This window comes from Pseudomonas sp. Pseusp18 (assembly GCF_059506005.1).
This window is the reverse complement of record NZ_CP169240.1, coordinates 4,320,626-4,347,052: the sequence shown is the minus strand read 5'-3', so window position 1 is coordinate 4,347,052 and position 26,427 is coordinate 4,320,626. Positions and strand designations below refer to the sequence as shown.

Here is a 26,427-nt window from a genome sequence, read left to right as displayed (position 1 = left end):
ACTACAGTTGGCAGCAAAATAGCAGGGTGGTTCCGTGCCATCATGAAAGATCGCAGCCCGCGGGGGCGGGGTGTACCCGCGATATCGGAGCTGCCGAAGGCTGCGATCTTTTGATCTACCGGGCGGAGAACCTGAACACCGTGGTCTGGGCATAGGTCTTGCCCGGATCCAGCCGCGTGGACGGGAAGCTCGGCTGGTTCGGCGAGTCCGGATAATGCTGGGTTTCCAGAGTAAAGGCACCCCAATGCGGGTAAATCTTGCCGGCCTTGCCCTTGACCGAGCCGTCGAGGAAGTTGCTGGTGTAGAACTGTACGCCAGGTTCGGTGGTATAGAGCTGCAAGCGACGGCCGGATTGCGGATCGCTGACATCGGCGGCGAGTTTGCCCAGGTCGCCCTTGGCATCCAGCACCCAGTTGAAGTCAAAACCGCCGTGTTTCGGTTCGGCGAATTTCAACTGCGGGTGATCGGCCTTGATGTGTTGACCGATGGCGGTCGGTTGAGTGAAGTCCATCGGCGTGCCGGCGACCGGGGCCAGCTCACCGGTGGGGATCAGTTTGCCGGTGACTGGCGTGTAACGGGCGGCGTGCAAGGTCGCCAACTGCTTCAGCACATCGCCGTTACCCGCGCCGGCGAGGTTGAAATAGCTGTGGTTGGTCAGGTTCAGCACCGTGGGCTTATCGGTGCTGGCCTTGTAGTCGATGCGCAGCTCATTGTTCTCGGTGAGGCTGTAGGTGACCTCGGTTTTCAGGTTGCCGGGGAAACCCATTTCGCCATCCGAGGACAGGTACGTCAGCGTCACACCCACCGAATCCTTGCCCTTGCTCGGTTCGGCTTTCCACACCCGCTTGTCGAAACCTTGAGCCCCGCCGTGCAGCGAATTGCTGCCGTCGTTGAGCGGCACTTGAAAGCGCTTGCCATCCAGCTCGAAGGCGCCGTTGGCCAGGCGATTGCCGAAGCGGCCGATGGTCGCGCCGAAGAACGCCTTGCCGCTTTGATAACTCTGTACGTCATCGAAGCCGAGCACCACATCGTCGAGCTTGCCGTTTTTGTCCGGCACTTTCAGCGACTGGAGAATCCCGCCGTAGGTAATGACCGTGGCCTGCAGGCCATGGCTGTTGCGCAAAATGTATTGCTCGACGGGTGTGCCGTCATTGGTTTTGCCGAAGGCTTTTTGTTCGCTGGACAAACCAGTGGCGTGAGCGGAGAGGGTGGCGATCATCAGGGAGAGTCCGAGGCCGGAGAGCAGGTGTCGGGATTGAAGCATGGTTGACCTTCCTTTTTGTTGTTTTTAAGAAGTAGTCATACTAATGATCGTGCTTTAGCGCGATCAAGGAAGGATTTATAGTCTATGTCTTGAGTAATGCAATTAAAAAGCATTACTAATGAGGGGCGCTTTCAGGGTGACCAGCGCTTACGGACCACCGGCACTGCACTTTTCCAGCTTTCACGGTTCTATCCTTGGGCAGCCTGCGGCGATCCCCACCGCCGGCCCATGCCCAAGTTCAAGAACCCATGGCTCGAGTTTTACCCCGTTTTACCCTGCACATTCGCCGTCATTGCTTGCTGCTGATAAGCCTGTCGATGCTCCTCGCCAGTGGTTGCAGCCATCAGCCGGGCAACGATGTCATCAGCCAGTTTCGCGATGGCAAACCCCAGGAATTCCTCCAGACCAGCGTCGACCGCATGGCGACCCTGACGATGCGCGACAACCTCGAAAGCCTCTACCTGCTGATGAACAAGCTCTACCTGCGCAACCCGCAGGAGCTGAAAAAATCCGGCTTCCTCGATGTCGGCACCGCAGAAAAGCAGGTGCGCATGGCCATCGAACAGCAAGAGCCGCTGCCCACCCTCGGCGGCAAAAAAGACCTCGCGGCGCTGAGCTTTGCCATGAGCCCGGAATTCCTCGGTGACCGGGTCGGCGCGTTCATCTATGCCATCGGCAGCATGCTGGTGACGGCCCATGGCAATCGACTGGAGTTCTACATGACGGATGCGCTCAACCCGACCTTCGTCAGCAATGCTGCGCGCAACATCGAAAAAGCCACCTGGATCTTGAGCCAGCGGCAAAACAGGCAAGGCGAGCCCTTGCTGTTTTCCAACGAAATCTCGGAGGAGGGCAGCAACCTGAGCTTTGCCGTGGAGTTCGGCAAAATCGTCGCGCGACTGGACCTGCTGACCCAGATGCTCGACGAGCGGTACCGGCGGATCGGCCTGAACTACGCCCAGAGTCTGCTGTTCCTGAATTTTTTGCCGGTGCAGTGAGATGTCGGATAAAGCGCAATTCTTGTGGGGTTGGTATTGAGGGGGAAGTCGCTGTTTCAAATCGGTGAATTGGCATAACGATAGACCGCATCGATATATGTGGTTATAAGAAAAATCGCTATGCTGCTGACCGGTTTGTTTCCTGCGAATTTCTGGGCGTATTAATGGATTTCGGTAATTTCGGGTTGGTCGTAGCGGGTCTGGTGGTCGGCTTTATTGTCGGCATGACCGGTGTTGGGGGCGGTTCGTTGATGACGCCGATCCTGCTGTGGTTCGGCGTAAACCCGGCCACGGCGGTGGGCACGGACTTGCTGTACGCGGCCATTACCAAATCCAGTGGTGTGCTGGTTCATCGCAAGAACAAGAACATCGACTGGGCGATCACCGGTTGGCTGACCCTCGGCAGTGTGCCGGCGGTAGCCTTGACGCTGTGGTTCCTGAGCACTTTGCAAACCTCGCCCGAGGCGATGAACGCCGTCATCAAACAGGCGCTGGGCTTCGTATTGTTCGCCACGGCGCTGGCGATTTTCTTCAAGAAACGCTTGCTCGATTTCGCTCACAAACGGGCGGGTGGCCAATACAACCCCAGCGGCTCCCGGTTGAATGCACTGACCGTGATCACCGGTCTGGTGCTAGGCACCATGGTGGCCCTGACTTCCATCGGCGCCGGCGCCCTGGGCACCGTTGCGCTGTTCATCCTGTATCCGCTGCTGCCCACTCGTCGCCTGGTCGGCACCGAAATCGCCCATGCGGTGCCCCTGACCCTGGTCGCCGGCCTCGGCCATGCGAGCATGGGTAACATGGACTGGCACGTCCTGGGCTTCTTGCTGGTTGGTTCGCTGCCAGGGATTTACCTGGGCAGCCATTTGACCGGGCGCATCTCCGACGAACTGCTGCGTCCGTGCCTGGCGACGATGCTGGTGCTGATCGGCTACAAACTGGCGTTCTGATCCGATACCGCTTCCCGAGTAAAAATCTCCAGCAGATGCCCGTCCGGGTCATCGAAATACACCCGCCGGCCACCGGCGTAATCGTTGATCTCGTTGGGCCGCTGCTTACCGGGGTCGGCCCACCACGGCTGCTTGATCGCCTGCAGGCGAGCGAAGGCCGCATCGAAGTCGTCGTCACCAATCAAGAACGCATAGTGCTGGGACGCGATGGGCGGGTCGTTGTTGTAGAAATCCAGCGACACCCCGTTATCGAACTTGACCACCAGCATCGGCCCGAACGGCTCGGGATCAGGCAGGCCGAGGAGGTCGGTCAGGTAGCGTGCCGAAACCTGTTTGTCACGGCACCAGACGATGGTGTGGTTCAGCTGAGCGCTCATGGATAAACCCTCACGATGAATCAGCTATGAGATTAGCTCAGGCTGTTGCGCAATGACCGCCCTGACCTAAGCTTGGGCAAGGCGGAACACAATCGCGGTGCATCGCCCGGAACGATCACCGCGATGCGCAATCATTAGAGCGTGGATATCAAAAGGAGATGCGCATGCTCATCAGGTCTTTGACCCTGGCTACCCTGTTGGCTTTCGTCGGTCCTTCATTCGCCGCCGATGACGATTCCCCTCTGGTTAAAGACGTGGGCCGGGCTCGACCCCTGATTGTCATCGCGCCCAGTTCGGTGGACCCGGTTTGGCTCAACCTGAAAAAATCACTGGACGACTCTGCCAACCGCAAGGGCTTCACCGATCGAAACATGGTGCTGTACACCGTGATCAATACGATGGGCCAACGGGACGGCAAAGACCTCGACCCGCAATCGACGATGGCGCTGATCCGCTCGCTCAAACTGGGCGCCGGCGCGAAGAGCAAAATCATCCTGATCGGCAAGGATGGCGAAAAGAAGCTTGAGCAGTCGGATGCGGTCGAGTTGAAAGAGATATTCAACACCGTCGACCAGCTGCCGACGGCCGAGAAGGAAGCAACGGTACCGGTGCCAGCGCCGGTGGCTGAAGTCGCACCGGTCAAAGGTGCTAAAGGTACCAAAGGCAAACCGGCGAAGCCTGCCAAACCAGCTGAGCAACCGGATGATTGAATTGAGTTGAGTAGTGGTGAGAAGGCTTACCCCAATGGGCGACCCCAACAGGTCGCCCATTTTGTTTGCCAACGGAAATCTGAAACTTGGTGATCCATTGTGAGGTAACCCTGTGGCGAGGGGGCTTGTCGGGTTACTGGGATCAATCGGCCAGCGCACTCAATATTTTGTGAGCGATTTTGATCCGCTCCGGATTCGGGTAGTTTTTGTTGGCCAGGATCACGATGCCGATGTCCTTCGCCGGGATAAAAGCAACGTAGGCGCCGAAGCCGCCGGTTGAGCCGGTTTTGTTGATCAGCACAGTGTCGCGTTGAGGTTGCGGTGGGGTCAGCCACTGGACTTCATGAGCCTCCATCGCCATCTGCGACGAGTTGCCAGCCAGCAATGTGTCGAGCTTCACCGGGTAGTTGTAGAGCTCCCACCCCAGCCCTTGAGTCATGCCACCAACCGTGTAGTAACCGGTATGAGTGATGGCGATCGCTTGCTGCAAAGGCTTTTCCAGCGACGCGGGATTCATGTTTGCCTCAACATAGCGAAGCAGGTCTGTGGCGCTGGTTTTCACGCCGTACGCTTCGGAATCCAGCGCACCCGGCTCGACCCGCACAGGTTTGTCATCCTTGCTGTAACCCTGGGCGTAAAGCCCCATCTGATCCTGCGGCACCTTGAGGTAGCTGTGCTTGAGGCCGAGTTTCGGCAACAAGGTTTTTTCCATCAGCTCATCGAACGGAGCCCCCATGCTTTGGGCTGCAAGATAACCGAACAGCCCAAGGCTGGGGTTTGAATACTGGCGACGAGTGCCGGCGGCGTAGGTGGGTTTCCACTGCTTGAAATAGCCGAGCATTTTGTCCTGATGGTCTGCCTCGCTGGGGAATTGCAGGGGCAGGCCGCCGGCGGTGTAGGTGCCGAGTTGCAGCACGCTGATGTTGTCGAACGCGCTGCCGCGCAAGGCTGGCAGCACCTGACTGGCGTTGTCCGACAAGGACAGTTTGCCGCTCGCCTGGGCATAGGCGGCGAGAGTGGCGGTGAAGGTTTTGCTCACCGAACCGATCTCGAACAGGGTGTTTTCGGTGACGGCATTACCGTTTTCTTTCGAGGCCACGCCGTAGTTAAAGTAATGCGGCTGACCATGGACGGTGATTGCGACCGCGAGGCCGGGGATCTTCTGTTGCTGCATCACCGGTTCGATGGCGGCTTTAACGATGGTTTCGATGCGCTCGTCAGCAAAGCTGTGGCTGGCACCGAGGAGAAGTGCGAAAGCGCTGTAGGATATGAGTTTCTTCTGATTTTTTTTACGCATGATTGAGACGCTGTCCATGATTGTTCGTGGTGTTAACCGCTACACTCCGAGCGGTCTTTCAAGGCGGTCCGCTGTTGGGCGAGCCAAATCTAGGCAGTTTGGCGAAGACCGGCAAACGACGATATTTCGGATGAGCCATTAGAAAATTTTGGGGGCTGGCATGATTCGACCTCATTTGCCGCTGAATGCGTTGCGTGCTTTCGAGGCTTCGGCGCGCCATTTGAGTTTCACCCGGGCGGCCGTGGAGTTGTGCGTCACGCAGGCGGCGGTGAGCCATCAGGTCAAAAGTCTTGAAGCCCAGCTTAACGTGACTTTGTTCAAACGCCTGCCCCGCGGCCTGATGCTGACCAGCGAAGGTGAAACGCTGTTGCCGGTATTGCGCGAATCCTTCGACCGGATTGCCGAAACCCTGGAGCGTTTCGAGGGTGGGCATTTTCGTGAAGTGTTGACGGTGGGCGCCGTGGGGACGTTCGCGGTCGGTTGGCTGTTGCCGCGATTGGCGGATTTTCAGCAGAAACATCCGTACATAGATTTGCGCCTGTCGACTAATAACAACCGGGTGGACGTGGCCGCTGAAGGTCTGGATTACGCCATTCGCTTTGGTGCGGGGGCGTGGCATGGAATTGAAGCGGTGCGGTTGATCGAGGCACCACTGTCGGTGCTCTGTGTGCCGGAGATCGCCCGGCAATTGCAGGCGCCAGAGGATCTGTTGCAACAAACACTGTTGCGCTCCTATCGCACGGATGAGTGGCCGGAGTGGTTTCAGGCGACCGGTCTTTCGGCCCATGCCGTGCTGCCCCGGAGCATCGTCTTCGATTCCTCTCTGGCGATGATGGAGGCTGCGTTGCAAGGTGCAGGTGTGGCATTGGCGCCGCCGCTGATGTTTGCCCGGCAACTGGCGGCGGGCGCAATCGAGCAACCGTTCGCCATCGGGATCACCACCGGCAGCTACTGGCTGACCCGCTTGCAGTCGCGCCCCGAAACGTCGGCGATGGCGGTGTTCCGGGGCTGGCTGCTGCAAGCGGCCCAGATGAAATAGTGTGAACACCACTCCTTGTGGGAGCGGTGTTTCCAGAGGTTTAGCGCACCAGGCACGGCCGCTTGTTATCGAACTTCCATCCCGGAATCAGAAACTGCATCGCCACGCTGTCGTCCCGCGCGCCGAGCCCCATGCTTTTGTACAGCTCATGGGCCTTGGCCAGTTGATCCATGTCCAGCTCAACCCCCAGGCCAGGTTTTTTCGGTACTTGCACGCAGCCGTCGACGATTTGCAGCGGTGCCTTGGTCAGGCGCTGGCCGTCCTGCCAGATCCAGTGGGTGTCGATGGCCGTGATCTCGCCCGGCGCGGCGGCCGCGACGTGGGTGAACATGGCCAGGGAAATATCGAAGTGGTTGTTGGAATGCGAGCCCCAGGTCAGGCCCCATTCATGGCACATCTGCGCCACCCGCACCGAGCCCTGCATCGTCCAGAAGTGCGGGTCGGCCAAGGGAATGTCCACCGACTGCAACTGGATCGCGTGGCCCATTTCCCGCCAGTCGGTGGCGATCATGTTGGTCGCGGTTTTCAGGCCCGTGGCCCGACGAAACTCGGCCATGACTTCACGGCCCGAGTAACCGTTTTCCGCCCCGCACGGGTCTTCGGCATAAGCCAGAACGTGATGCTGATCCCGGCACAGGCGGATCGCGTCCTTGAGCGACCAGGCGCCATTCGGATCGAGGGTGATGCGCGCATCTGGAAAGCGCTCGGCGAGGGCCGTGACCGCTTCGATTTCCTCGTCGCCGCTCAACACGCCGCCCTTGAGTTTGAAGTCCTTGAAGCCATAGCGGGCGTGAGCGGCGACCGCCAGGCGCACCACGGCGTCGGCGCTCATGGCTTTTTCGTGACGTACGCGGAACCAGTCATTGTCGGCATCCGGCTCATCGCGATAAGCCAGATTGGTTTCGTTGCGATCACCGACGTAAAACAGGTAGCCGAGCATTTTCACTTCATCACGCTGCTGACCTTCGCCGAGCAAAGCGGCGACCGGCACGTCCAGGTGCTGGCCAAGCAAGTCGAGCAGGGCGGCTTCCAGGCCGGTGACCGCGTGAATGGTGATACGCAGGTCAAACGTCTGCAAACCGCGACCGCCGGCATCGCGATCGGCGAAGGTCTGGCGCACTTGATTGAGGATCTTCTGGTAAGTGCCGATCGGGCTGCCGATCACCAGTGCGCGCGCGTCTTCCAGGGTCTGGCGAATGCGCTCGCCACCGGGTACTTCGCCGACGCCGGTGTGGCCGGCGTTGTCTTTGAGGATCACGATATTGCGGGTGAAGAACGGGCCGTGGGCACCGCTCAGGTTGAGCAGCATGCCATCGTGGCCGGCCACCGGCACAACCTGCATGCTGGTGATGATCGGGGCTTTTGCGGCTTCTTGTGGGTTCATTTTTTGTCCTTTAAACCAATGTTCAAGCGTGATTCGGCGCTGGTTTGCCCAGTGCAACGGCCGGTACGGGTTTCGGTTTATTGCGCGCGGCGAAGACGATGATCGCGGCGATGATCGAGGTGGCGGCCAGGCCGTAGAGCCCGCCCTGGATTGAACCGGTGTGCTCTTCCAGCAAACCGAAAGTGGTCGGCGCCACGAAGCCGCCGAGGTTGCCCACCGAGTTGATCAGCGCGATCACGCCGGCAGCGATCCGCGCATCCAGGTACGCCTGGGGAATCGGCCAGAACAGTGACGAAGCCGATTTGAAACCCAGTGCGGCGAAGCAGATCGCAACAAAGGCGAAGATCGGCCCGCCGGTGGTGGACATGAACATCCCCGCCGCAGCGATCAGCAGGGCAGTGGCGACCCAGGCTTGCTGGTGCTTCCATTTGCCCGACAGCGAGGCAAAGGCGTACATGCCGACGATCGACAGCAACCACGGAATCGAGTTGAACAAGCCGACCTGGATGTCGCTCAGGTCGCCCATTTTCTTGATGATGCTTGGCAGCCAGAAAGTCGCGGCATAGATAGTCAATTGAATGAAGAAGTAGATCAGGCAGAACAGAATGATCTGGCGATCCTTGAGCAGTGTGCCCAGCGACGGTTTGATCGGCGTCGCGGCTTCGCGGGCCAGTTGTTCGTCATCGATGGCTTTGACCAGCGCGTCCTGTTCAGCCAGGGTCAGCCATTTGGCGTCGTGGGGTTTGGAGTCCAGCCAGCACCAGACGAACACGCATAACCCGACCGAGAACATGCCCTCGATGAAGTACATCCACTGCCAGCCGTGCATGCCCAAACCGTTGATTTGCAGCAGCAGCCCCGACAGCGGGCCGGAGATCAGCGAAGCAATCGCCGAGCCGCTGAGGAAGATCGCAATCGCCTTGCCGCGTTCCACACCGGGCAACCAGCGGGTGAAGTAATAGATCACCCCGGGAAAGAACCCGGCTTCAGCCACGCCGAGCAGAAAACGCAGGATGTAGAAGTGGGTTTCGTTCTGGATGAACGCCATGCAGGCGGCCACCAGGCCCCAGGTCAGCATGATGCGGGTCAGCCAGATTCGCGCGCCGACTTTTTGCAGGAGGATGTTTGAGGGGACTTCGAACAGCGCGTAACCGATGAAGAACAGACCGGCACCGAGGCCGTAGGCGGCAGCGCCAATCCCTAAGTCATGTTCCATGTGGGCGCGGACGAAGCCGATGTTCACGCGGTCGATGTAGTTGACGATGAACATGATCACGAACAGCGGCAGGACGTGGCGTTTCACTTTCGAGATGGCGGACTTCAGGACCGAATCAGCGCCATCGTGCATCCCTGGTATGGATGTATTCACTTGTTTTTCTCCCACTCGTTATTTTTATGCGGGGTGTGGCTGGATGTTGCGTTGTTGATAGACATCATACAACTGGTTTTTTTGATTCGACAAGCGCTTTGGTCCAATAAAATGGCTATTTGTTTGGTGGTTTCTATGCTTTTTGTGGTCGGGCGCGGGGCTTTGATGGTGTTGGAGTGGTCAATTTGTTGAGTGTTGTCATACAAGTTTGGTGCTGTTTTCTGAAGATTCCAGGCGATTCCGGTGCTACGATCCGGGTAGCCCTGCTTTACGGATAATCACCATGCAAGAAGAGATCGACGCACCCGCCCGAAAGCGCGCTCACAACCTGGCCCATGACCTGGTGGCCAAGCTGACCCAGAGCATCCTGCTCGGCCAGATGCTGCCGGGGGATAAGCTGCCTTCGGAGAACTCGATTGTTCAGGAGCATGGGGTCAGCCGCACGGTGGTGCGCGAGGCGATTTCGAAATTGCAGGCTTCAGGGCTGGTGGAAACCCGTCACGGCATCGGCACCTTTGTCATCGAGCGCGCACCGGAGCAGGGGTTGCGGCTGAATGTCGATACCGCGCTGGGCGTGCGCAGTATTCTGGAGTTGCGCATGGGCCTGGAAACCCAGGCCGCCGCGCTGGCAGCGGTGCGTCGCACCGATCAGCAATTGGCGCAGATGCGTGAAGCGCTGGATGACTATCAAAGTTTGCTGGCCAACAACGACAGCTGCGTCGAGGCCGACAAACGTTTCCACCTGCTGATCGCCGAAGCCACCGGCAACGTGTGCTTCACCGAGATCATGCAGCACTTGGGCAATGCGATGATTCCCCGCACCCGCGTCAATGCCGCCGAGCGCGGGTCAGCGGATTTGAGCAAGCTGGGGCAACTCGCCAACCTCGAACACGAGGCGATTCTCAACGCCATCAAGCGCCAGGATCCGGATGCTGCGCGGGCGGCGATGTGGTTGCACCTGACCAACAGCCGCGACCGCTTTTCGGCGGGCGGCAGCTGATTCGTCAGTGCTTAGGGGGGGCTCGTCGCTCAGGTTTCTTAACTCACACCAACATCGCGCATCAACAATCCAAACCGCAAATCCACCGCATCCGGAATTGGCAAATACACCGTATGCCCATCCCCTGGCGCCACTTCTATCGTCTCGCCTCTAAGGTTCTGCAGTTGATGCAGGTCGAAGTGGAAGTTGCCCTTGGGCGTCATCAATTCCATGTGATCGCCCAGGCCAAAACGATTCTTCACCCGCACCTCGGCCAGCCGGTCACGGCGTTCGCCGGTCAACTCCCCAACGAACTGTTGGCGCTCTGAAACCGAGCTGCCGTTCTGGTAGTTCTGGTATTCGTCATGCACGTGCCGGCGCAGAAAACCTTCGGTGTAGCCGCGCTGAGCGAGGGACTCCAGATCAGTCATCAAGCTGCGATCGAACACCCGGCCAGCCACCGCATCGTCGATCGCGCGGCGGTAAACCTGGGTGGTGCGCGCGCAATAGAAATGCGATTTGGTCCGGCCTTCGATCTTCAGTGAATGCACGCCCATCTGTGTCAGGCGCTCGACGTGCTGGACGGCACGCAGGTCCTTGGCGTTCATGATGTAGGTGCCGTGTTCATCCTCGAATGCCGGCATCAGTTCGCCGGGGCGATTGGCCTCTTGCAACAGGAACACCTGATCGGTCGGCGTGCCGAGGCCCAGGGTGGGTTCGGGTGAGTGGTGCTGGACGATTTCACCCAGTTGATTTTCGCTGGCCGGTGTCGCCGAGTATTTCCAGCGGCAGGCATTGGTGCAGCTGCCCTGATTGGCGTCACGCTTGTTCATGTAGCCCGACAACAGGCAGCGCCCGGAATAGGCCATGCACAACGCGCCGTGCACAAACACTTCCAGCTCCATCGCCGGGACGTGCTGGCGGATTTCGGCGATTTCTTCCAGCGACAGTTCGCGGGACAGGATGATCCGGCTCAAGCCCTGTTGCTGCCAGAACTCGACGCTGGCCCAGTTCACCGTGTTGGCTTGCACCGACAGGTGGATCGGCATCTGCGGGAAGTGTCGGCGCACCAGCATGATCAGGCCGGGGTCGGACATGATCAGCGCGTCCGGCGCCATGCCGATTATCGGCTCCAGGTCCTTGAGGAACGTTTTCAGCTTGGCGTTGTGCGGGGCGATGTTCACCACTACATAGAAGCGTTTGCCCTGGGCCTGGGCCTCGCTGATGCCGAGCGCGAGGTTGGCGTGATCGAATTCGTTATTGCGCACCCGCAGGCTGTAGCGCGGCTGGCCGGCGTATACCGCATCGGCACCGTAGGCGAAGGCATAACGCATGTTTTTCAGGGTGCCGGCAGGGGCGAGCAGTTCCGGGGGGATGAGTGGCATGGCGCAAGTCATGGCAGTGTCGATCGCAAAAGCCGGCAAGGGTAAGCGGCCTGCACGCGGGGTTTATTGATCTGGATCTATGCTTGACCAACAAACAGATGGCACTCGCGCCAACCGTGGCGGACTAAACATAAGGACGCGAATTTTCGCCTCTGCGCATTGGCATGGACCGGACATGAACGAAACGAAGCTCCAGAACACTTCGCTGATGGTCTTGCTGGCTGTGGTGACCGTTGCCTTCGTCTGGATTCTGCTGCCGTTCTACGGTGCGGTGTTCTGGGCGGCCATCCTCGGCATTCTGTTTGCGCCCTTGCAGCATCAATTGCAGCTGAAATTTGGTTGGTCACGCAACCTGACGGCCCTGTGCACCTTGAGTCTGTGTGTGCTGATTGCGATCCTGCCGGTAATCATCATCAGTACCTTGCTGGTTCAGGAGGGCGCGGCGCTTTATGGCCGAATCGAAAGCGGCGAACTGGACATTGCCGGGCATGTGTCGCAGTTCAAGCACAGCCTGCCGCTGTACTTTCAGCACTTGCTCGATCGTTTCGGCATGGGTGAGCTGAGCGGGCTTCGCGAGAAAATCATCAAGAGCATGATGCAAGGCAGTCAATTTCTGGCGTCCCAGGCGTTCAGTTTTGGCCAGGGGACGTTCGATTTCGTGGTGGGCTTTTTCATCATGCTGTATCTGCTGTTTTTCTTTCTGCGGGACGGCTCCGAACTGGCGCGCAAAGTACGCGCGGCGATACCGCTGGAAGATAACCAGAAGCGTCGCTTGCAACTCAAATTCAATCGGGTGGTGCGGGCCACGGTGAAGGGCAGTTTGCTGGTGTCGATCACGCAAGGGGCGTTGGGCGGGTTGATTTTCTGGTTTCTGGATATCCCGAGCGTGCTGCTCTGGGCGGTGTTGATGGCATTCCTGTCGTTGTTGCCGGCGGTGGGGGCGGGCATCGTCTGGGTGCCGGTGGCGGCGTACTTCCTGCTCAGCGGTGCGATCTGGCAGGGCACGGTGCTCGCGTTGTTCGGGGTGTTCGTGATCGGGTTGGTGGACAATGTCCTGCGACCGATCCTGGTGGGCAAGGACACCAAAATGCCCGACTACCTGATTCTCATCTCGACCCTCGGCGGCCTGGCGATTTTCGGCCTGAACGGTTTTGTCATCGGCCCGTTGATTGCCGCATTGTTCATGTCGAGCTGGGCGATTTTCGTCGATACCAAACAGCGGGTTCAGCTGCCTTAAGCGCTGAGCTGGCCTGAACCGATGCGTTGCGACAGGGCCTGGGCGTCGGGAAGCGAAGTGAGCGGACCGCTGATCGGTTCGCCGTCCTGCACCAGATACCAGCAGGCGAGCAATCCCAGCGCTCTGAGTTGTGCGGGAACGGCGCTGCCGATAACGGACATAATCTGAACCTGAGCCATAAGTACCTCCATCAATCTATGGGGCTACCTTACGGATCGGACGCTTGAACGGACAATCAACGCTTTCGATAGTCGTCATTGATGCCGGTGAGTGTTGGCGGTCAGTCCACGACTTGATCGAGCATATGCATGACTTCCTGTTCATTGAGCAGGCCTTTGCGCACCAGGTTTTGCGTCAGCAGCGAGAGAAACTTGGCGCTGCGATGGCCTTCCAGGTGCTTGAGCTCGGTCAGTGCGTTGTACACCTTGCTGGAAGTGCACAAGCCGACAATGCGGTGCGGGTTTTGTGTGGGCATGGCGTCGTCCTTGTTTTTATCAAACTGTTGTTTATGGACAGATCAAGCTTGCGGGCCTGTGATGACATAAATATGACCAACTTTACCTGCCGGTACTGTCCCGACAGCGACCTTGACGAGATTTATTCAGACTTCGCTCACCCTGCGGCCACAAAAAAGGCCCCGCTGTTGAGGCGGGGCCTGATGAGTCTTGTTACCAGCGGTCGTCACGGTAATAACCATGGGGATGGCCATAGTAACCGCGCGGTGGGCCATAGTAGCCGCGTGGTGGACCGTAATAAATCGGTGCCGGGCGGTAGTACATCGGTTGTTGGACGTAGACCGGCGCCGGTTGATAGTAGACAGGCGGTGGCTGTACGTAGACCGGTTGAGGTTGAACATAAACCGGTTGTTCTACATACACCGGCCGGTCGCGACCAATGATTGCCGAGCCGATGATTGCCGAGCCGACGATCGCACCAAACACAGCCGGACCTTCCCAGCCACGACCACCTGCTTCTGCCTGCCCTGCGATAGCGAGAGCACCGATCAGCAAGGCTACTGTGGGGATTTTACGGATCATGATAAGTCCTCGGTTCTTCGACCCGGCGCTCGCGTCTGCAATAGACGCAAGTTGTCGCGGGGATACTTCTAAGACAGCGTTTTTTTGAAAATCAGCACAGCCGTTGGGTAAATTTTGTGTAAGGTCTGTACCGGTTTCTTTACGGTGCTGTCTGGTACAGACATACCCTTATGATCGACCACAATCGGGTGGAATTGTTAATTCCGTCCATCTGAAAGTGCTATTGAAGGAGAGATTCGGATGCAGATGAACCCCAACAAAGACACCCAGTTGTGCATGTCACTCTCGGGGCGCCCCGGCAATTTCGGCCTGCGGTTTCACAATCATCTGTACGAACAACTGGGGCTGAATTTTTACTACAAGGCTTTCAGCAGCCAGGACCTGACGGGGGCTGTCAGCGGTATTCGTGCGTTGGGCATTCGGGGTTGCGGCGTGTCGATGCCGTTCAAGGAGGCCTGCATCGCGCTGGTCGATGAGCTGGATGCATCGGCCGAGGCTATTCAATCGATCAACACTATCGTCAACACCAACGGCCACCTCAAGGCCTACAACACCGATTACATCGCCGTCGCCCAGTTGCTTGAAACCCACCAGGTGCCCAAGGATTCGACCTTCGCCCTGCGCGGCAGCGGCGGCATGGCCAAGGCCGTGGCCAGCGCCTTGCGCGATGGCGGCTACAAAAACGGCTTGATCGTGGCCCGTAACGAACGCGCCGGGCGTGCCCTGGCTGAATCGCTGGGTTACCAATGGCAGGCGGAACTGGGCGCTCAACGCCCGCAGATGCTGATCAACGTCACGCCAATCGGCATGACCGGCGGCCCGGAAGCCGATCAACTGGCGTTTCCCCCTGAAGCCATTGCTACCGCCGAAACGGTCTTCGATGTGGTGGCGATCCCCTCGGAAACACCGCTGATCGTGCGTGCTCGTGCCGAAGGCAAACGGGTGATCACCGGGCTCGAAGTGATTGCGATCCAGGCGCTGGAACAGTTCGTGTTGTACACCGGCGTGCGACCGACCGATGAGCAGTTTCAGAAGGCCGTGGCGTTTGCCCGGAGCTGATCATCCCCAAATGTGTTGGCTGTACTGGCCCCTTCGCGGGCAAGCCACGCTCCTACAGGTTCTGCGCTGACCTTGTGGGAGCGTGGCTTGCCCGCGATTGCCGCGACTCGGTCACCCGCCATTGCCGTGAAAATCCCGGCCTATACTGCTCGCCAGCAAGCGAAGACTTGCTCTCCCGTCACCGAGACCGAGGTTCTCATGCATCCCGCCATTCTCAACCTGGATCAGGTCGAACTTGTACCGCTGCCCGAAGGTTTTGCCCCCACCGGTGAAGCCGCCAACCGCTATCAGCAACGCCAGGCCCGCATCGGCCAGCAACTGGGCGCGCAAAAGCTGGGTTATCGGTTGTACGCCCTGGAGCCTGGCATGCGCGGCAGTCCGTTTCATAGTCATCGGGTCAACGAGGAGATGTTCTACATCGTGGCCGGGGAAGGGGAGGTTCGCCTTGGCGCCGAACGCTTCCCGATTCGCGCCGGGGACGTGATCGCCTGCCCCGCGGGCGGTCCTGAAACCGCGCACCAGATCATCAACAACAGCCAGGGCGAGTTGCGCTATCTGGCGGTCAGCAGCCAGCAATCACCGGACATTTGCGAATACCCGGACTCCGGCAAATACGTGGTGATGGACGACTTCAAAGTCGATGCCAAGGGCAATGCGTCAGGCTTCGTTGCCGTCGCGAGGCAGGCCGATGGCGTGGATTATTGGGATGGGGAGTAGTCATTCAACGTTGAACACGTTCCTGTAGCAGCTGCCGAGCAGCGCGAGGCGGCGCTCGGCGGCGAAGCCGTCGTAAACCCTATATACGCGGTTACCCTGAAACACCGCATAGCATGAATTCACGACGGCTGCGCCGCCGAACGCAGCCTCGCGCTGCTCGGCAGCTGCTACGGCCGATACCGGGGCTTTATTCGAGGCGCGCCAGGCGTTCTTCCAGTGCCGCGATTCGCGCTTCAAGCTCTTCGATTCGCTCAACCGACACGCCGCCACCGGTGCCACGTTCCGCCGGGTTCTGTCGGGCCGCAAGGATCGCTTCGATATCCGCCGGATCGCCCAGCGCATGCATGTAACGATCTTCGCGCTGGCCGGCCTGGCGCGGAATCAACAGCGCCAGGCCTCGGGCGATCAAGCGCTCCAGTTGATGCACCACCTGTTCGGCATCTTCGAAGTCATGCATGCGGCCGCTGCGGGTCAGCAGTTCGTTGACCGTCTGCGGGCCGCGCAGGAACAACAGCCCCGTCAGAATCACCTGTGCTGGCACCAGTTCCAGCGCCTTGTCGACCCGATGTTCCCAGCGGTCGGCACGGCTGCCCATCACCAGCCGGGTGAAGCCGCGACCTTCAAGGGCCCGCAGGCTCTGGCCAACCTGGCCCTGGCTGAGGTTCATCACCGGTTCGCGGCTGGTTTTCTGGTTGCAGGCAATCACCAGGGCATTGAGGGTCAGCGGATAGGTTTCCGGGCTGGTGGCCTGTTTCTCGATCAACGAGCCCAGAATGCGGATTTCCGTGCTGTTGAGCCGCGGTTCGTCGAAGGTCGTCTCTTGTTCAGTGCTCATCGCGCTTTTCCCTAGGCAGTCGAGCCGCCTAGCCTAATCCTTGCTGGATAAAAGACAAGTCGCAGGGCGCGCCGGCATGGCTATAATCGCTCCACGTTTTTTACTCCCGTCACCACACGAGACTGCCATGACTATTTCCCTGTACGCCGCTTCCGTTCCGGTTTTCCAGCAAATGCTCAACGCCCTGAGCAACAACCTGAGCAAGGCTGAAGCCCACGCTACCGCGAAAAACATCGACCCGAACGCGTTCCTGCAGGCCCGTCTGTACCCGGACATGTTCCCGCTTGTACGTCAGGTGCAGATCGCCGTTGATTTCGCCAAGGGCGTTTCGGCGCGTCTGGCTGAAGTCGAACTGCCGAAATACGACGACACAGAAACCACCTTCGCCGAACTGCAAGCATTGATCGCCAAGGTCCTGGCCTTCATCGGCGAGATCAAACCCGAGCAGATCGACGGCAAGGAAGGCATCGAAATCGTGACCCGTCCTGGCACTCCTAAAGAGAAGCGCTTCACTGGCCAGGCTTACCTGCTGAGCTACGGTCTGCCGCAGTTCTTCTTCCACGTCACCACCGCCTACGCGCTGCTGCGTCACAACGGTGTGGAAGTGGGCAAGCGCGATTACATGGGCGCGTTCTAAACCACCCAGGTACAAAAAAGCCCGCCAAGGTGTAAGCCTTGGCGGGCTTTTTTGCAGGTTGATTGTCATTGCTGCGACTATCGTCAAAAGATCGCAGCCTTCGGCAGCTCCTACGTTGGATCGGCGTACACCCTGTAGGAGCTGCCGAAGGCTGCGATCTTTTGATCTTGGCTTTTTTAGGCCAAACGCTGCGCCTTCAACTCTTCACCCTGGCACGCCGCCGCGGTGAACAGCACGTCGGTTGAGGAGTTCAGCGCGGTTTCCGCCGAGTCCTGCAACACACCGATGATGAAACCGACCGCCACCACTTGCATGGCGATTTCGCTCGGGATGCCGAACAGGCTGCACGCCAGCGGAATCAGCAGCAACGAACCGCCAGCCACGCCCGAAGCGCCACAGGCACAGATCGCCGCGACGATGCTGAGCAGAATCGCCGTCGGAATATCCACGGCAATGCCCAAGGTGTGCACGGCGGCCAGCGTCAGTACGGTGATGGTGATCGCTGCGCCGGCCATGTTGATGGTCGCGCCGAGGGGGATCGACACCGAATAGGTGTCTTCGTGCAGGCCCAGACGTTTGCTCAACTCCAGGTTGACCGGAATGTTCGCCGCCGAGCTGCGGGTGAAGAAAGCGGTGATGCCGCTCTCGCGCAGGCAGGTGAGTACCAGCGGATACGGGTTGCGACGCAGCTTCCAGAACACGATGACCGGGTTCATCACCAGCGCCACGAACAGCATGCAGCCCAGCAGCACCGCCAGCAGGTGCATGTAACCGATCAACGCGCCGAAACCGGAAGTGGCGAGGGTCGAAGCCACCAGACCGAAGATCCCCAACGGCGCAAAACGGATCACCAGGCGCACGATCACGGTCACGCCATTGGACAAATCGCCCAGCACTTCGCGCGTCGTCTCGCCGGCATGGCGGATCGCAACGCCCATGCCGATCGCCCACGCCAGAATGCCGATGAAGTTGGCGTTCATCAGTGCGCTGACCGGGTTGTCGACCACGCTGAGCAGCAGGCTTTGCAGCACTTCGCTGATGCCGCCCGGCGCGGTGACCGCAACGTCCTGGGTCGACAGCACCAGGCTCGACGGAAACAACGTACTGGCGATCACCGCCACCACGGCTGCGGCGAAGGTGCCTAGCAGATACAGAAACAGAATCGGCCGGATATGGGTTTCCTGACCGTGTTTGTGGTTGGCAATCGAAGCCATGACCAGCACGAACACCAGAATCGGCGCGACAGCCTTGAGCGCCGACACGAATACTTTGCCAATGAAGGCGGTGGACTTCGCCACCTCGGGCGCGAACAGGGCCAGGGCAATCCCGGCGATCAGGCCGATGATGATTTGCGTGACCAGGCTGCTGCGTTTCAGGCGTTGAAAAAGAGAAGGGGATGAAGCGGTCATAACGGTATCTCTGATTTTATTAGGGTGCAGGGTTCCTCGGCTCATGCAGCAAAAAGCCGGGCAGGCCACATGGAGGGAACCGAAGGGGTCGCCACATCAATGCCAATCAATGGCCGATGAGCAAGGTGTCAATCTCGCGGGTCGCGGACTTTATCACAGCGTAGCCGCGATCCTTCAGACCTGTGACGATCTGCCACCCGATTGTTCAACGCGATTTGCAGGTTCGTGCAACTTCGCCCGGAAACACTCTGTTAAGCTTCGCCATCCTCATTTTCTAGTTCTGCCAGTGGGCCTTCGGGCTGTCGCTGGTGTCGTCGTTTTCCTGGAGTTCTGCATGCTGTTGCCCATTCTTCTGTTGTCCGCCGCCGGTTTCACGGTGCTGACCACGGAATTCATCATCGTCGGCCTGTTGCCGGCAATCGCCCGTGACCTGGACGTCAGCATTCCTCAAGCGGGTTTGCTGGTGACCTTGTTCGCGTTCACCGTGGCCGCGTTCGGGCCGTTCCTGACGGCGTATTTCGCAAGGTTTGAACGACGCAAACTGTTCATCAGCGTGTTGATCATGTTCGGCCTAGCCAACACGCTGGCGGCATTTGCGCCGAACATTTGGGTGATGGCCATTGCCCGGTTGATTCCCGCGCTGGGGTTGCCGGTGTTCTGGGCATTGGCCAGTGAAACCGCGGTGGACATTGTCGGCCCGGACTACGCCGGGCGGGCGATTGCCAAGATTGGTTTCGGCATCGTCTGCGCCACCGTATTCGGCATTCCGGTCGGCACGTTGATTTCCGATGCGTTCGGCTGGCGCAGTGCTTTCGGCATTCTGGCGGTGATTGCGTTTGCCAAGGCGCTGTTGCTGTTTATCTATTTGCCGAAAACCAGCCTGCACCAGCATCAGGTGAGTTTCCGTTCGCAGTTCAAGATCCTGCGCAGCCCGCTGATGCTGGGTCATGTACTGCTGTCGATCCTGGTGTTCAGCGGCATGTTCACCGCCTACACCTACCTGGCCGACATTCTTGAACGCCTCGCCGGTTTCAACGGCACCGTGGTCGGCTGGTGCCTGATGGGCTTCGGCGCGGTCGGGCTGATCGGCAACTCGCTGGGCGGTCGCGCGGTGGATCGTCACCCGCTGATCGCTTCTATGACGTTTTGCGCATTCATGATTGCCGGCATGGTGACGCTGGTGCCGAACATTCACTCGCCACTGGGGCTGGCGGCGGCGATGGGGATTTGGGGTGTGACCCAGGCGGCATTGTTCCTGGTCAGTCATGTGCGGTTGATGAAGGCGGCGCCTGAAGCGCCGGCCTTCGCGGCGTCGTTGAACATTGCCGGGGCCAACCTCGGGATCGGCCTGGGCGCCATGGTCGGCGGCCGGGTGATCGACAGTGTGGGCCTGGGCGGACTGGGTTTCGCCGCAGCCGGTTTTATCCTGGTTTCGATTCTCCTGGCCATGGCGCTGATGACCTTCAAGCCTCGCGAAATCTGCGCCTGAGGCTTCACATCTCGGTGAACAGCTCGCGTCGGGCACCTTCGGTAATGGCGACAATGCCGGGGTGCTTGACCTTGCGTTCCACCGAAATGGCGTAGAACGACTCGCGCACCGCGTCGGTCTGGCCGATCAACTCCACGCCGCATTGGCGTTTCACCTCGTCGGCAATCACGCTCGGGCCGATGAATATCCCGCTACCGGATTGGCCGAAAGCCTGCATCAAAGCGCTGTCGTCGAACTCGCCGACGATTCGCGGCTGGATCTGCTGTTCGGCAAACCAGCGTTGCAAGCGACTGCGCACCACGGTTTCCGGCCCGGGAATCAACAGCGGGGCGCCGTGCAGGCTGCGGGGGAAATCCTGGCCGTATCGCGCCGTCAGTTCAGCGGTGGCGAAGAAGCTGATACCGCATTCGCCGAGCTTCTGGCTGTAGCCCTTGATGTCCAGATGCGAGGGCATCGGGCTGTCGGAAATCACCAGGTCGAGGCGTTGAATCGCCAGGTCGGCGAGCAATCGTTCCAGTTTGTCTTCGCGGCAGGTGATGCGTAGCGGCTCGCTCAACTCCATGGTCGGCGCGATCAGGCGATAGACGATGGATTTGGGCACCACGTCGGCGACGCCCACCCGAAACAGAATCTGTTGCTCATTGGGCTGCGCCCGCAGCATCAGTTCCAGCTCGCCCCCAAGTTGAAACATCTGCTCGGCGTAGGGCAGGGTCTGACGCCCGGCTTCGGTGAGTTCCAGTTGCCGCCCGACCCGGCGAAACAATTCAACGCCATAGGTTTGTTCGAGCAGGGAAATCTGCCCGCTGATGGTCTGTGGCGTCAGGTTCAACTGCTCGCAGGCGCGCACGATGCTGCCGGTCTTGGCCACCACCCAGAAATAATGCAGCTGTCGATAATTGAGCATGTTGGTGAGATCCCTTGTTCCCATCATCTGTAGGAGCTGTTGTAGGAGCTGCCGAGTGAAACGAGGCTGCGATCTTTTGTTTTTAACGAACAAGATCAAAAGATCGCAGCCTCGTTTCACTCGACAGCTCCTACAAGCATACATACGACACATGTCGATTCGTAAAAACCGAAGTATAACCGCTGAAAATACGAATTTTCCTGAAGTATTTGTCTCTTTAGACTGCCTCGCTATCGACGGATCGCCTTTCGGGTTCTGTCTGTTCTATCGAGGAAAGCATCATGAAGCTTAAAACCACCGCGCTGCTGATCACCTCTTTACTGGTGTTGGCCGGTTGCGACCAGGCCGAGAAAAGTGCTCAGCAATTGATGGGCAAGGCCGCCGAAAGCGCCAAACAGGCGATTGACGATACCCACAAAGCCGCCGAACAAGCGTTGAGCGAGGCCACGAGCGGCCTGATCGGCAAGAAAGAACAACCGGCCAAAGAGACGGGCAAAACCGACTCTTCGTCCCAGGAAATCTAAACCGTCTACAACGAGTCAGGACTGACCCATGGAATACCTTTTAGAGCTCGCTGCAAGCCCCACCGCCTGGGTCGCCCTGGCCACGTTGGTGGTGATGGAAATCGTGCTCGGCATCGATAACCTGATCTTCATCTCGATCCTCACCAATAAGCTTCCCGAACAGCATCGCCAGAAGGCGCGGCGTATTGGTATCGGCATGGCGTTGATCTTGCGCCTGGCGCTGTTGAGCACCATCGCGTTCATCGTCCAGTTGACTGAACCGGTGATCGACATTCTCGGCCACGCGTTCTCCTGGAAGGACATGATCCTGATCGCCGGCGGCCTGTTCCTGTTGTGGAAGGCGACCACCGAGATTCATCACAGCATGGACCCGTCGCCGGAAGATCCGACGTCGGCCACCTCGACCGTGACCCTGGGCTTTGCCGCCGCCATCGGTCAGATCCTGATGCTGGACATGGTGTTCTCCATCGACAGCATCATTACCGCTGTCGGCATGACCGAGCATTTGCCGATCATGATCATCGCGGTGGTGGTGTCGGTCCTGGTGATGTTGCTGGCTGCTGACCCGTTGGCCAAGTTCATCAACGACAACCCGACGGTGGTGATGCTGGCGCTGGGCTTCTTGATCATGATCGGCATGACGCTGATCGCCGAAGGTTTCGGCGCCCACGTACCGAAAGGCTATGTCTACGCGGCCATGGCGTTCTCGGCGACGATCGAAGGCTTGAACATGCTGTCGCGGCGGGCCAAACAGAGGCGCGTTGCCGCAGAAGCTTAATCGCCGATAAACGAAACGGCCGCCTGAACTCGCGAGAGTCCAGGTGGCCGTTTTTTGTTTGTACGACTGAAAAGCGCCAGTCAGTGCGCGGTGATGGGGTGTGTAGCCGGTTTATCGGTTTTGGCCACGGGCGCCGATTGAACCGGGTGGTGATGGTGCCGACGGGTAATGCGCAATACGCCCCACAACATGGCGGCGGCCACTGCCAGCCAGCCGGAAATCAACATCACAATGGTCATTGTCAGGCTCATCAGTGCCTCCTCTTTGCCCTGCCGCGGGCGCACACTCTTCCTTGGTAAAGGACAGTCTAGCCGTTGCTGTGTTTCAGGCTATTGACCAAAGGTCGCCTGTCATCAACCCGTTCGCTCTATCAAATGCAAACAACTGCCGGTTAAGGCTATACCGCTGTCGCGCGGCATCCTATGATCGACGGCCAAGCCGGCTGCGTGATCGCCTGGCGTCTGAACAAGAGAGTGATGATGGTGCGGGTATTTTCTCGAATTCGATCTTTGGCACTGATCGTTGGCTGCGTTGCCGGCCTGGCTGGCTGCGCGGGGAGCGTAGCGCCTGAGATCAAGCGTCTGCCGGAGCGTGTCGAACTCAGCGGTACGTTCTACCGCGGGCAAAGTTATCAGAGCGGGCCTCAAGTGCTGGCCAGCCTGTTGTCCCAACAGGACATCGTGATAACTCCGGGGTTGCTCGAAAAGCCCCTGAATTTACCGGGTGCCGAAGACCGGTTGCAGCAGAACATGCAAAACCTCGCCCGCGAATACGGGATGGTGGTCTATCCCCTCGACAGCCAATTGCCGGCGCTGCTGACCCAGGTCGCGGCCGGTTATCCGGTGATGGTGCGCATTACTGAAGGCTCGGCGTTCTGGGCCGGGCCGCGATACGCCATTCTTGCCGGTTACAACCGTCAGAAGCAGACCGTGTTGCTGCGCACCGGGATGGATCGTCGGTTGCTGATGGGGTTCAGCGCCTTTGAGTCGGCGCTCGAGAATGCAGGCGGTTGGGCCGTTTTGATCCAGAAGCCGGACCAGATTCCGGCCAACGTCGATCAGCAGCGCTGGCTGAAAGCGGCGAACGATCTTGCCCAATCTGGTCAGGAGCAAGCGGCAGCCAGGGCGAAGAAGGCGCTGACCGCGCAGTAGTTTCCGCTCGTCATCTGCAAGGCACGACTCAGCGTTTTTGGTCTCTTATATAAAGGGCCCGGATTCTCGCCGGGTCGTGACCAGGAGGCGCCCATGGCTCATCCCAATACCCCCGACGGCCCGCACTCGTCCGAGCATTCGTCCGATAATGAGTTGGGGTTTGACCCCGATTCTCCGGACGTTGCTGATCCTCAGGTCGACCCCATCGGACCTGCCAGGGCGCCCAGGGACATAAAGCCGGGTGAGGAGGGCAAGAAGAAGCCGGCCAAGCCTTACGACCCACTCGGTAATTTGAGGCCCAAGTCTTAGTGAGAGGTGCATATGTCTACCGATTCGAGCTTCGATGACAAACATCCAGACTCTCCCGACAGTGTTCCAACAACCCTTGAGCCGGACGTGGACCCGGTGATGGACCCAGACAGCCCGTTAAGGGATCCCTTGGCCAGGCCGATGGTGGTGCCGACGAAGCATCCACAGGGCTGGCGAGACCCGAGTGCCGGGGATGGCATTCCGGATGACGATCAGATGCCATTGCCCAATGATTGACCGCCGGACGAAAACCGCCCGCCAACAAACCGCCCGCCAACAAAAAGCCCCGATTATTCGGGGCTTTCGTTGGCGGGTGTTTCGACCTTATTTCGAGGCTTCAACCACACCGCTCTGGCGATGTTTGAGGTTCTTCTCTGACTTGTATTGCAGGGCGACGGACGGCACGTTGGTGCTCTTGCCGGTTTCGACCCAGCTACGAATCCGTGTCGCATCGGCAAAGTGCGTGTACTTGCCGAAGGCATCGAGAATCACCAGCGCAACCGGACGGTTACCCATGCTGGTCACCAGCACCAGGCAGTGACCGGCCTCGTTGGTAAAACCGGTTTTCGTCAGCTTGATGTCCCAGTTCGGCTTGTTGATCAAATGGTCGGTGTTGTGGAACCCCAGGCTGTAGTTGGGTTTACGGAAACTGACGGTTTTTTCCTTGGTGGTGCTCAGCTCGGTCAATAGCGGGTACTTGTGCGCGGCGATCAGCAGTTTGCTCAGGTCGCGGGCGGTGGACACGTTGCGCGGGGAGAGGCCCGTCGGTTCGACGAAGTGGGTGCTGGTCATGCCCAGCGCCTTGGCTTTGGCGTTCATGGCGGCAATGAACGCGACATAACCGCCCGGATAGTGATGCGCCAGCGTCGCGGCGGCACGGTTTTCCGATGACATCAGGGCGATCAGCAGCATCTCGCGGCGCGACAATTCGCTTTTGAGTTTGACCCGGGAGAACACGCCCTTCATTTCCGGGGTGTCGCTGATGTTGACGGGAATGTATTCGTCCATGTTCTGCCGCGCTTCCACGACCACCAGGCCGGTCATCAGTTTGCTGACGGACGCGATGGGTACGACGACATCAGGGTTGCTGGCATAGATGACTTTGTTGGTTTGCAGATCCATCAGCAAAGCGCTGCCGGACGCGATCTTCAGTTGTGAATTGTCTCGTGGCGCCGCGGTGGTTTCAGCGGCGTTGACCGTTGGCGTGATGAAAGTCCCTGTAACTGCAAAAACTAGGCTCAGGATGGAAAGACGGATTTTCACGCTGGCAGACTCATAAAGGGTGGATATGCCGTTCTGTAACGGGCTGTTTCTTAAAAACGTCGCATTTTAGGAGTATGTGCCAGGAAAGCCATAGGCGCCTGTAAGAGAGGGGGTAAAAGTGAAGAATATTTAATGCTGTAACTCTTTCTTTACTATTTGGCTTTGCAGTTGTCCGACCTCTGTGATCGAGCTGTTTGCTACAGGCAAAAAGAACCCCGCGATGGGCGGGGTTCTTTTGAGTGCAGCAGGGTGAGAGTGAACTCAGCTGTGCAGTGTTTCGGCGGCGTACAACGTGTTTTCCAGCAGGCAGGCGCGGGTCATCGGGCCGACGCCACCCGGTACCGGAGTGATCCAGCCGGCACGGGCCAGGGCCGACTCGTAAGTCACGTCGCCGACCAGCTTGCCGTCTTCCTGACGGTTGATGCCGACGTCGATCACGATCGCGCCTTCCTTGATCCACTCACCTTTGACCAGGCCCGGCTTGCCGGCGGCAACCACTACCAGGTCGGCGCGACCGACGTGGCCGGCCAGATCCTTGGTGAAGCGGTGGGTGACAGTCACGGTGCAGCCGGCCAGCAGCAGTTCCATCGCCATCGGACGACCAACAATGTTGGAAGCCCCGACAATGACCGCGTCCATCCCGTAAAGATTGACGCCGGTGCTTTCCAGCAGCGTCATGATGCCTTTGGGTGTGCACGGGCGCAGCAGCGGAATACGCTGCGCCAGGCGACCGACGTTATAAGGGTGGAAACCGTCGACGTCCTTGTCGGGACGAATGCGCTCCAGCAATTTGGAGGCGTCCAGGTGTTCAGGTAGCGGCAGCTGAAGCAGAACGCCGTCGATTGCCGGGTCGTCGTTCAGGCGATCGATCAGATCGGTCAGCGCTGCTTGGGTGGTGTCGGCAGGCAGGTCATAGGCTTGGGATAGGAAGCCGACCTCTTCACAGTCTTTACGCTTGTGCGAGACATAAACCTGAGAGGCAGGATCGCTGCCGACCAGGATCACCGCGAGGCCGGGCGTGCGCAGGCCTTGCTGGCGACGCTCGGCAACTCGTTTGGCGATCTGCTGGCGCAGGCTGGCGGCGATCGATTTGCCGTCGATTAGTTGTGCAGTCATTGCGCGTGATTAACCATCGAGAGGGGAAAAAAAGAGAGCGCATTCTCGCATGTCATGAGGTGAGGGCAAAGGCGCTTGGTCTGCAAATTCCCCTAACTCCTTTAATTAAATGAATTTTTTTCAAAAAGGATTTGACGACCTTCAGGGGGCTCTATACTATTCGTCGCACTTGTCGGGCACAGCCTAGCACTGGTTAAGAAGGTCGAGCGG

General features: G+C 58.9%; 30 protein-coding genes. 15 read left to right on the top strand and 15 right to left on the bottom strand.

Annotated elements, in window-relative coordinates; genetic code table 11:
* Nucleotides 1-115: 115 nt before the first annotated feature.
* Nucleotides 116-1,264: an aldose epimerase family protein gene (locus ACEN9A_RS19460; RefSeq protein WP_258669837.1), complete on the bottom strand. Its 1,149-nt coding sequence runs from the start codon at nt 1,262-1,264 to the stop codon at nt 116-118.
* Nucleotides 1,265-1,512: 248 nt separating this feature from the next.
* Here ACEN9A_RS19460 and ACEN9A_RS19455 point away from each other — a divergent pair, with 248 nt between their 5' ends.
* Together ACEN9A_RS19455 and ACEN9A_RS19450 are read left to right on the top strand one after the other, a co-directional pair.
* Nucleotides 1,513-2,262 carry a hypothetical protein gene (locus tag ACEN9A_RS19455; protein ID WP_026345722.1) on the top strand — a complete coding sequence of 250 codons (750 nt, stop codon included), beginning with the start codon at nt 1,513-1,515 and terminating at the stop codon, nt 2,260-2,262.
* 164 nt (nt 2,263-2,426) lie between these two features.
* Entirely contained in the window at nt 2,427-3,212 is a 786-nt protein-coding gene (locus tag ACEN9A_RS19450) for a sulfite exporter TauE/SafE family protein (RefSeq protein ID WP_019648385.1), read from the top strand.
* On the opposite strand, the gene ACEN9A_RS19445 is transcribed toward ACEN9A_RS19450, so the two are convergent.
* A complete protein-coding gene (locus tag ACEN9A_RS19445; protein WP_007939410.1) occupies nt 3,194-3,589 on the bottom strand; it encodes a VOC family protein in 396 nt (131 codons plus the stop codon). The genes ACEN9A_RS19450 and ACEN9A_RS19445 overlap by 19 nt on opposite strands.
* Before the next feature lie 164 nt (nt 3,590-3,753).
* On the opposite strand from ACEN9A_RS19445, the gene ACEN9A_RS19440 reads away from it, so the two are divergent.
* The gene (locus ACEN9A_RS19440; protein ID WP_019579989.1) at nt 3,754-4,299 is read left to right on the top strand and encodes a DUF4174 domain-containing protein; all 546 of its coding nucleotides are present in this window, start codon (nt 3,754-3,756) and stop codon (nt 4,297-4,299) included.
* A 142-nt stretch (nt 4,300-4,441) separates the two neighbouring features.
* Here ACEN9A_RS19440 and ampC read toward each other — a convergent pair whose 3' ends face one another.
* Nucleotides 4,442-5,596, bottom strand: coding sequence for a class C beta-lactamase (gene ampC, locus ACEN9A_RS19435; RefSeq protein ID WP_309475219.1), 1,155 nt, complete (start codon nt 5,594-5,596; stop codon nt 4,442-4,444).
* A gap of 160 nt (nt 5,597-5,756) precedes the next feature.
* Here ampC and ACEN9A_RS19430 point away from each other — a divergent pair, with 160 nt between their 5' ends.
* The gene (locus ACEN9A_RS19430) at nt 5,757-6,635 is read left to right on the top strand and encodes a LysR family transcriptional regulator (RefSeq protein WP_258669794.1); all 879 of its coding nucleotides are present in this window, start codon (nt 5,757-5,759) and stop codon (nt 6,633-6,635) included.
* 40 nt (nt 6,636-6,675) lie between these two features.
* Here ACEN9A_RS19430 and gudD read toward each other — a convergent pair whose 3' ends face one another.
* Nucleotides 6,676-8,019: a glucarate dehydratase gene (gudD, locus tag ACEN9A_RS19425; RefSeq protein ID WP_258669793.1), complete on the bottom strand. Its 1,344-nt coding sequence runs from the start codon at nt 8,017-8,019 to the stop codon at nt 6,676-6,678.
* Nucleotides 8,020-8,041: 22 nt separating this feature from the next.
* Nucleotides 8,042-9,388 (bottom strand): MFS transporter, encoded by a 1,347-nt coding sequence (locus ACEN9A_RS19420; protein ID WP_258669781.1) that lies wholly within the window; start codon nt 9,386-9,388, stop codon nt 8,042-8,044.
* A gap of 283 nt (nt 9,389-9,671) precedes the next feature.
* On the opposite strand from ACEN9A_RS19420, the gene ACEN9A_RS19415 reads away from it, so the two are divergent.
* The gene (locus ACEN9A_RS19415; RefSeq protein WP_258669767.1) at nt 9,672-10,388 is read left to right on the top strand and encodes a FadR/GntR family transcriptional regulator; all 717 of its coding nucleotides are present in this window, start codon (nt 9,672-9,674) and stop codon (nt 10,386-10,388) included.
* A gap of 38 nt (nt 10,389-10,426) precedes the next feature.
* Here the strand turns inward: ACEN9A_RS19415 and trhP are convergent, their stop codons facing one another.
* Nucleotides 10,427-11,752, bottom strand: coding sequence for a prephenate-dependent tRNA uridine(34) hydroxylase TrhP (trhP, locus tag ACEN9A_RS19410; protein WP_258669763.1), 1,326 nt, complete (start codon nt 11,750-11,752; stop codon nt 10,427-10,429).
* A 175-nt stretch (nt 11,753-11,927) separates the two neighbouring features.
* Between trhP and ACEN9A_RS19405 the strand changes: the two genes are divergently transcribed.
* Nucleotides 11,928-12,989, top strand: a complete 1,062-nt coding sequence (locus ACEN9A_RS19405; protein WP_258669760.1) for an AI-2E family transporter — start codon at nt 11,928-11,930, stop codon at nt 12,987-12,989.
* Here the strand turns inward: ACEN9A_RS19405 and ACEN9A_RS19400 are convergent.
* The 3 genes from ACEN9A_RS19400 to ACEN9A_RS19390 all read right to left on the bottom strand — a co-directional run bounded on the left by ACEN9A_RS19400 (nt 12,986) and on the right by ACEN9A_RS19390 (nt 14,026).
* Entirely contained in the window at nt 12,986-13,168 is a 183-nt protein-coding gene (locus ACEN9A_RS19400; protein WP_258669746.1) for a hypothetical protein, read from the bottom strand. The two genes, ACEN9A_RS19405 and ACEN9A_RS19400, sit on opposite strands and share 4 nt — an antisense overlap.
* A 101-nt stretch (nt 13,169-13,269) precedes the next feature.
* Nucleotides 13,270-13,464: a hypothetical protein gene (locus tag ACEN9A_RS19395; RefSeq protein ID WP_007940421.1), complete on the bottom strand. Its 195-nt coding sequence runs from the start codon at nt 13,462-13,464 to the stop codon at nt 13,270-13,272.
* 193 nt (nt 13,465-13,657) lie between these two features.
* Nucleotides 13,658-14,026, bottom strand: a complete 369-nt coding sequence (locus ACEN9A_RS19390; RefSeq protein ID WP_019579997.1) for a hypothetical protein — start codon at nt 14,024-14,026, stop codon at nt 13,658-13,660.
* 240 nt (nt 14,027-14,266) lie between these two features.
* Between ACEN9A_RS19390 and ACEN9A_RS19385 the strand changes: the two genes are divergently transcribed.
* Both ACEN9A_RS19385 and ACEN9A_RS19380 read left to right on the top strand, forming a co-directional pair.
* A complete protein-coding gene (locus ACEN9A_RS19385; RefSeq protein WP_258669741.1) occupies nt 14,267-15,085 on the top strand; it encodes a shikimate 5-dehydrogenase in 819 nt (272 codons plus the stop codon).
* Between the two features lie 198 nt (nt 15,086-15,283).
* Nucleotides 15,284-15,802 carry a cupin domain-containing protein gene (locus ACEN9A_RS19380; protein ID WP_019648396.1) on the top strand — a complete coding sequence of 173 codons (519 nt, stop codon included), beginning with the start codon at nt 15,284-15,286 and terminating at the stop codon, nt 15,800-15,802.
* A 187-nt stretch (nt 15,803-15,989) separates the two neighbouring features.
* Here the strand turns inward: ACEN9A_RS19380 and ACEN9A_RS19375 are convergent, their stop codons facing one another.
* Complete coding sequence (locus ACEN9A_RS19375) at nt 15,990-16,637, bottom strand: YceH family protein (RefSeq protein WP_019648397.1); 648 nt, start codon at nt 16,635-16,637, stop codon at nt 15,990-15,992.
* 127 nt (nt 16,638-16,764) lie between these two features.
* Between ACEN9A_RS19375 and ACEN9A_RS19370 the strand changes: the two genes are divergently transcribed.
* Nucleotides 16,765-17,274, top strand: coding sequence for a DUF1993 domain-containing protein (locus ACEN9A_RS19370; RefSeq protein ID WP_007901777.1), 510 nt, complete (start codon nt 16,765-16,767; stop codon nt 17,272-17,274).
* Between the two features lie 176 nt (nt 17,275-17,450).
* Here the strand turns inward: ACEN9A_RS19370 and sstT are convergent, their stop codons facing one another.
* Nucleotides 17,451-18,683: a serine/threonine transporter SstT gene (gene sstT, locus ACEN9A_RS19365; protein ID WP_019648399.1), complete on the bottom strand. Its 1,233-nt coding sequence runs from the start codon at nt 18,681-18,683 to the stop codon at nt 17,451-17,453.
* Nucleotides 18,684-19,017: 334 nt separating this feature from the next.
* On the opposite strand from sstT, the gene ACEN9A_RS19360 reads away from it, so the two are divergent.
* Nucleotides 19,018-20,172, top strand: a complete 1,155-nt coding sequence (locus tag ACEN9A_RS19360) for an MFS transporter (protein WP_138867944.1) — start codon at nt 19,018-19,020, stop codon at nt 20,170-20,172.
* Nucleotides 20,173-20,176: 4 nt separating this feature from the next.
* Here ACEN9A_RS19360 and nhaR read toward each other — a convergent pair whose 3' ends face one another.
* On the bottom strand, nt 20,177-21,076 hold the full coding sequence (gene nhaR / locus ACEN9A_RS19355; RefSeq protein WP_258669727.1) for a transcriptional activator NhaR: 900 nt from the start codon (nt 21,074-21,076) through the stop codon (nt 20,177-20,179).
* A gap of 281 nt (nt 21,077-21,357) precedes the next feature.
* On the opposite strand from nhaR, the gene ACEN9A_RS19350 reads away from it, so the two are divergent.
* Nucleotides 21,358-21,600: a hypothetical protein gene (locus ACEN9A_RS19350; RefSeq protein ID WP_258669723.1), complete on the top strand. Its 243-nt coding sequence runs from the start codon at nt 21,358-21,360 to the stop codon at nt 21,598-21,600.
* A gap of 28 nt (nt 21,601-21,628) precedes the next feature.
* Nucleotides 21,629-22,378 carry a TerC family protein gene (locus ACEN9A_RS19345; RefSeq protein WP_018925415.1) on the top strand — a complete coding sequence of 250 codons (750 nt, stop codon included), beginning with the start codon at nt 21,629-21,631 and terminating at the stop codon, nt 22,376-22,378.
* 80 nt (nt 22,379-22,458) lie between these two features.
* Here ACEN9A_RS19345 and ACEN9A_RS19340 read toward each other — a convergent pair whose 3' ends face one another.
* The gene (locus tag ACEN9A_RS19340; protein ID WP_019648402.1) at nt 22,459-22,629 is read right to left on the bottom strand and encodes a hypothetical protein; all 171 of its coding nucleotides are present in this window, start codon (nt 22,627-22,629) and stop codon (nt 22,459-22,461) included.
* 171 nt (nt 22,630-22,800) lie between these two features.
* Between ACEN9A_RS19340 and ACEN9A_RS19335 the strand changes: the two genes are divergently transcribed.
* The 3 genes from ACEN9A_RS19335 to ACEN9A_RS19325 all read left to right on the top strand — a co-directional run bounded on the left by ACEN9A_RS19335 (nt 22,801) and on the right by ACEN9A_RS19325 (nt 24,075).
* Nucleotides 22,801-23,529, top strand: coding sequence for a cysteine peptidase family C39 domain-containing protein (locus ACEN9A_RS19335; protein WP_018925417.1), 729 nt, complete (start codon nt 22,801-22,803; stop codon nt 23,527-23,529).
* 93 nt (nt 23,530-23,622) lie between these two features.
* Nucleotides 23,623-23,838 carry a DUF6021 family protein gene (locus ACEN9A_RS19330; RefSeq protein ID WP_019580004.1) on the top strand — a complete coding sequence of 72 codons (216 nt, stop codon included), beginning with the start codon at nt 23,623-23,625 and terminating at the stop codon, nt 23,836-23,838.
* Nucleotides 23,839-23,850: 12 nt separating this feature from the next.
* The gene (locus ACEN9A_RS19325) at nt 23,851-24,075 is read left to right on the top strand and encodes a hypothetical protein (RefSeq protein ID WP_019580005.1); all 225 of its coding nucleotides are present in this window, start codon (nt 23,851-23,853) and stop codon (nt 24,073-24,075) included.
* 87 nt (nt 24,076-24,162) lie between these two features.
* Here the strand turns inward: ACEN9A_RS19325 and pbpG are convergent, their stop codons facing one another.
* Together pbpG and folD are read right to left on the bottom strand one after the other, a co-directional pair.
* Entirely contained in the window at nt 24,163-25,101 is a 939-nt protein-coding gene (pbpG, locus tag ACEN9A_RS19320; RefSeq protein ID WP_258669714.1) for a D-alanyl-D-alanine endopeptidase, read from the bottom strand.
* A gap of 261 nt (nt 25,102-25,362) precedes the next feature.
* Nucleotides 25,363-26,217 (bottom strand): bifunctional methylenetetrahydrofolate dehydrogenase/methenyltetrahydrofolate cyclohydrolase FolD, encoded by an 855-nt coding sequence (gene folD / locus ACEN9A_RS19315; protein ID WP_019648405.1) that lies wholly within the window; start codon nt 26,215-26,217, stop codon nt 25,363-25,365.
* Between the last annotated feature and the right edge of the window lie 210 nt (nt 26,218-26,427).

Coding starts and splice junctions, on each gene's coding strand:
- ACEN9A_RS19460 (WP_258669837.1), bottom strand. CDS start 1,264: ATGCTTCAATCCCGACACCTGCTCTCCGGCCTCGGACTCTCCCTGATG.
- ACEN9A_RS19455 (WP_026345722.1), top strand. CDS start 1,513: ATGGCTCGAGTTTTACCCCGTTTTACCCTGCACATTCGCCGTCATTGC.
- ACEN9A_RS19450 (WP_019648385.1), top strand. CDS start 2,427: ATGGATTTCGGTAATTTCGGGTTGGTCGTAGCGGGTCTGGTGGTCGGC.
- ACEN9A_RS19445 (WP_007939410.1), bottom strand. CDS start 3,589: ATGAGCGCTCAGCTGAACCACACCATCGTCTGGTGCCGTGACAAACAG.
- ACEN9A_RS19440 (WP_019579989.1), top strand. CDS start 3,754: ATGCTCATCAGGTCTTTGACCCTGGCTACCCTGTTGGCTTTCGTCGGT.
- ampC (WP_309475219.1), bottom strand. CDS start 5,596: ATGCGTAAAAAAAATCAGAAGAAACTCATATCCTACAGCGCTTTCGCA.
- ACEN9A_RS19430 (WP_258669794.1), top strand. CDS start 5,757: ATGATTCGACCTCATTTGCCGCTGAATGCGTTGCGTGCTTTCGAGGCT.
- gudD (WP_258669793.1), bottom strand. CDS start 8,019: ATGAACCCACAAGAAGCCGCAAAAGCCCCGATCATCACCAGCATGCAG.
- ACEN9A_RS19415 (WP_258669767.1), top strand. CDS start 9,672: ATGCAAGAAGAGATCGACGCACCCGCCCGAAAGCGCGCTCACAACCTG.
- trhP (WP_258669763.1), bottom strand. CDS start 11,752: ATGCCACTCATCCCCCCGGAACTGCTCGCCCCTGCCGGCACCCTGAAA.
- ACEN9A_RS19405 (WP_258669760.1), top strand. CDS start 11,928: ATGAACGAAACGAAGCTCCAGAACACTTCGCTGATGGTCTTGCTGGCT.
- ACEN9A_RS19400 (WP_258669746.1), bottom strand. CDS start 13,168: ATGGCTCAGGTTCAGATTATGTCCGTTATCGGCAGCGCCGTTCCCGCA.
- ACEN9A_RS19395 (WP_007940421.1), bottom strand. CDS start 13,464: ATGCCCACACAAAACCCGCACCGCATTGTCGGCTTGTGCACTTCCAGC.
- ACEN9A_RS19390 (WP_019579997.1), bottom strand. CDS start 14,026: ATGATCCGTAAAATCCCCACAGTAGCCTTGCTGATCGGTGCTCTCGCT.
- ACEN9A_RS19385 (WP_258669741.1), top strand. CDS start 14,267: ATGCAGATGAACCCCAACAAAGACACCCAGTTGTGCATGTCACTCTCG.
- ACEN9A_RS19380 (WP_019648396.1), top strand. CDS start 15,284: ATGCATCCCGCCATTCTCAACCTGGATCAGGTCGAACTTGTACCGCTG.
- ACEN9A_RS19375 (WP_019648397.1), bottom strand. CDS start 16,637: ATGAGCACTGAACAAGAGACGACCTTCGACGAACCGCGGCTCAACAGC.
- ACEN9A_RS19370 (WP_007901777.1), top strand. CDS start 16,765: ATGACTATTTCCCTGTACGCCGCTTCCGTTCCGGTTTTCCAGCAAATG.
- sstT (WP_019648399.1), bottom strand. CDS start 18,683: ATGACCGCTTCATCCCCTTCTCTTTTTCAACGCCTGAAACGCAGCAGC.
- ACEN9A_RS19360 (WP_138867944.1), top strand. CDS start 19,018: ATGCTGTTGCCCATTCTTCTGTTGTCCGCCGCCGGTTTCACGGTGCTG.
- nhaR (WP_258669727.1), bottom strand. CDS start 21,076: ATGCTCAATTATCGACAGCTGCATTATTTCTGGGTGGTGGCCAAGACC.
- ACEN9A_RS19350 (WP_258669723.1), top strand. CDS start 21,358: ATGAAGCTTAAAACCACCGCGCTGCTGATCACCTCTTTACTGGTGTTG.
- ACEN9A_RS19345 (WP_018925415.1), top strand. CDS start 21,629: ATGGAATACCTTTTAGAGCTCGCTGCAAGCCCCACCGCCTGGGTCGCC.
- ACEN9A_RS19340 (WP_019648402.1), bottom strand. CDS start 22,629: ATGAGCCTGACAATGACCATTGTGATGTTGATTTCCGGCTGGCTGGCA.
- ACEN9A_RS19335 (WP_018925417.1), top strand. CDS start 22,801: ATGATCGACGGCCAAGCCGGCTGCGTGATCGCCTGGCGTCTGAACAAG.
- ACEN9A_RS19330 (WP_019580004.1), top strand. CDS start 23,623: ATGGCTCATCCCAATACCCCCGACGGCCCGCACTCGTCCGAGCATTCG.
- ACEN9A_RS19325 (WP_019580005.1), top strand. CDS start 23,851: ATGTCTACCGATTCGAGCTTCGATGACAAACATCCAGACTCTCCCGAC.
- folD (WP_019648405.1), bottom strand. CDS start 26,217: ATGACTGCACAACTAATCGACGGCAAATCGATCGCCGCCAGCCTGCGC.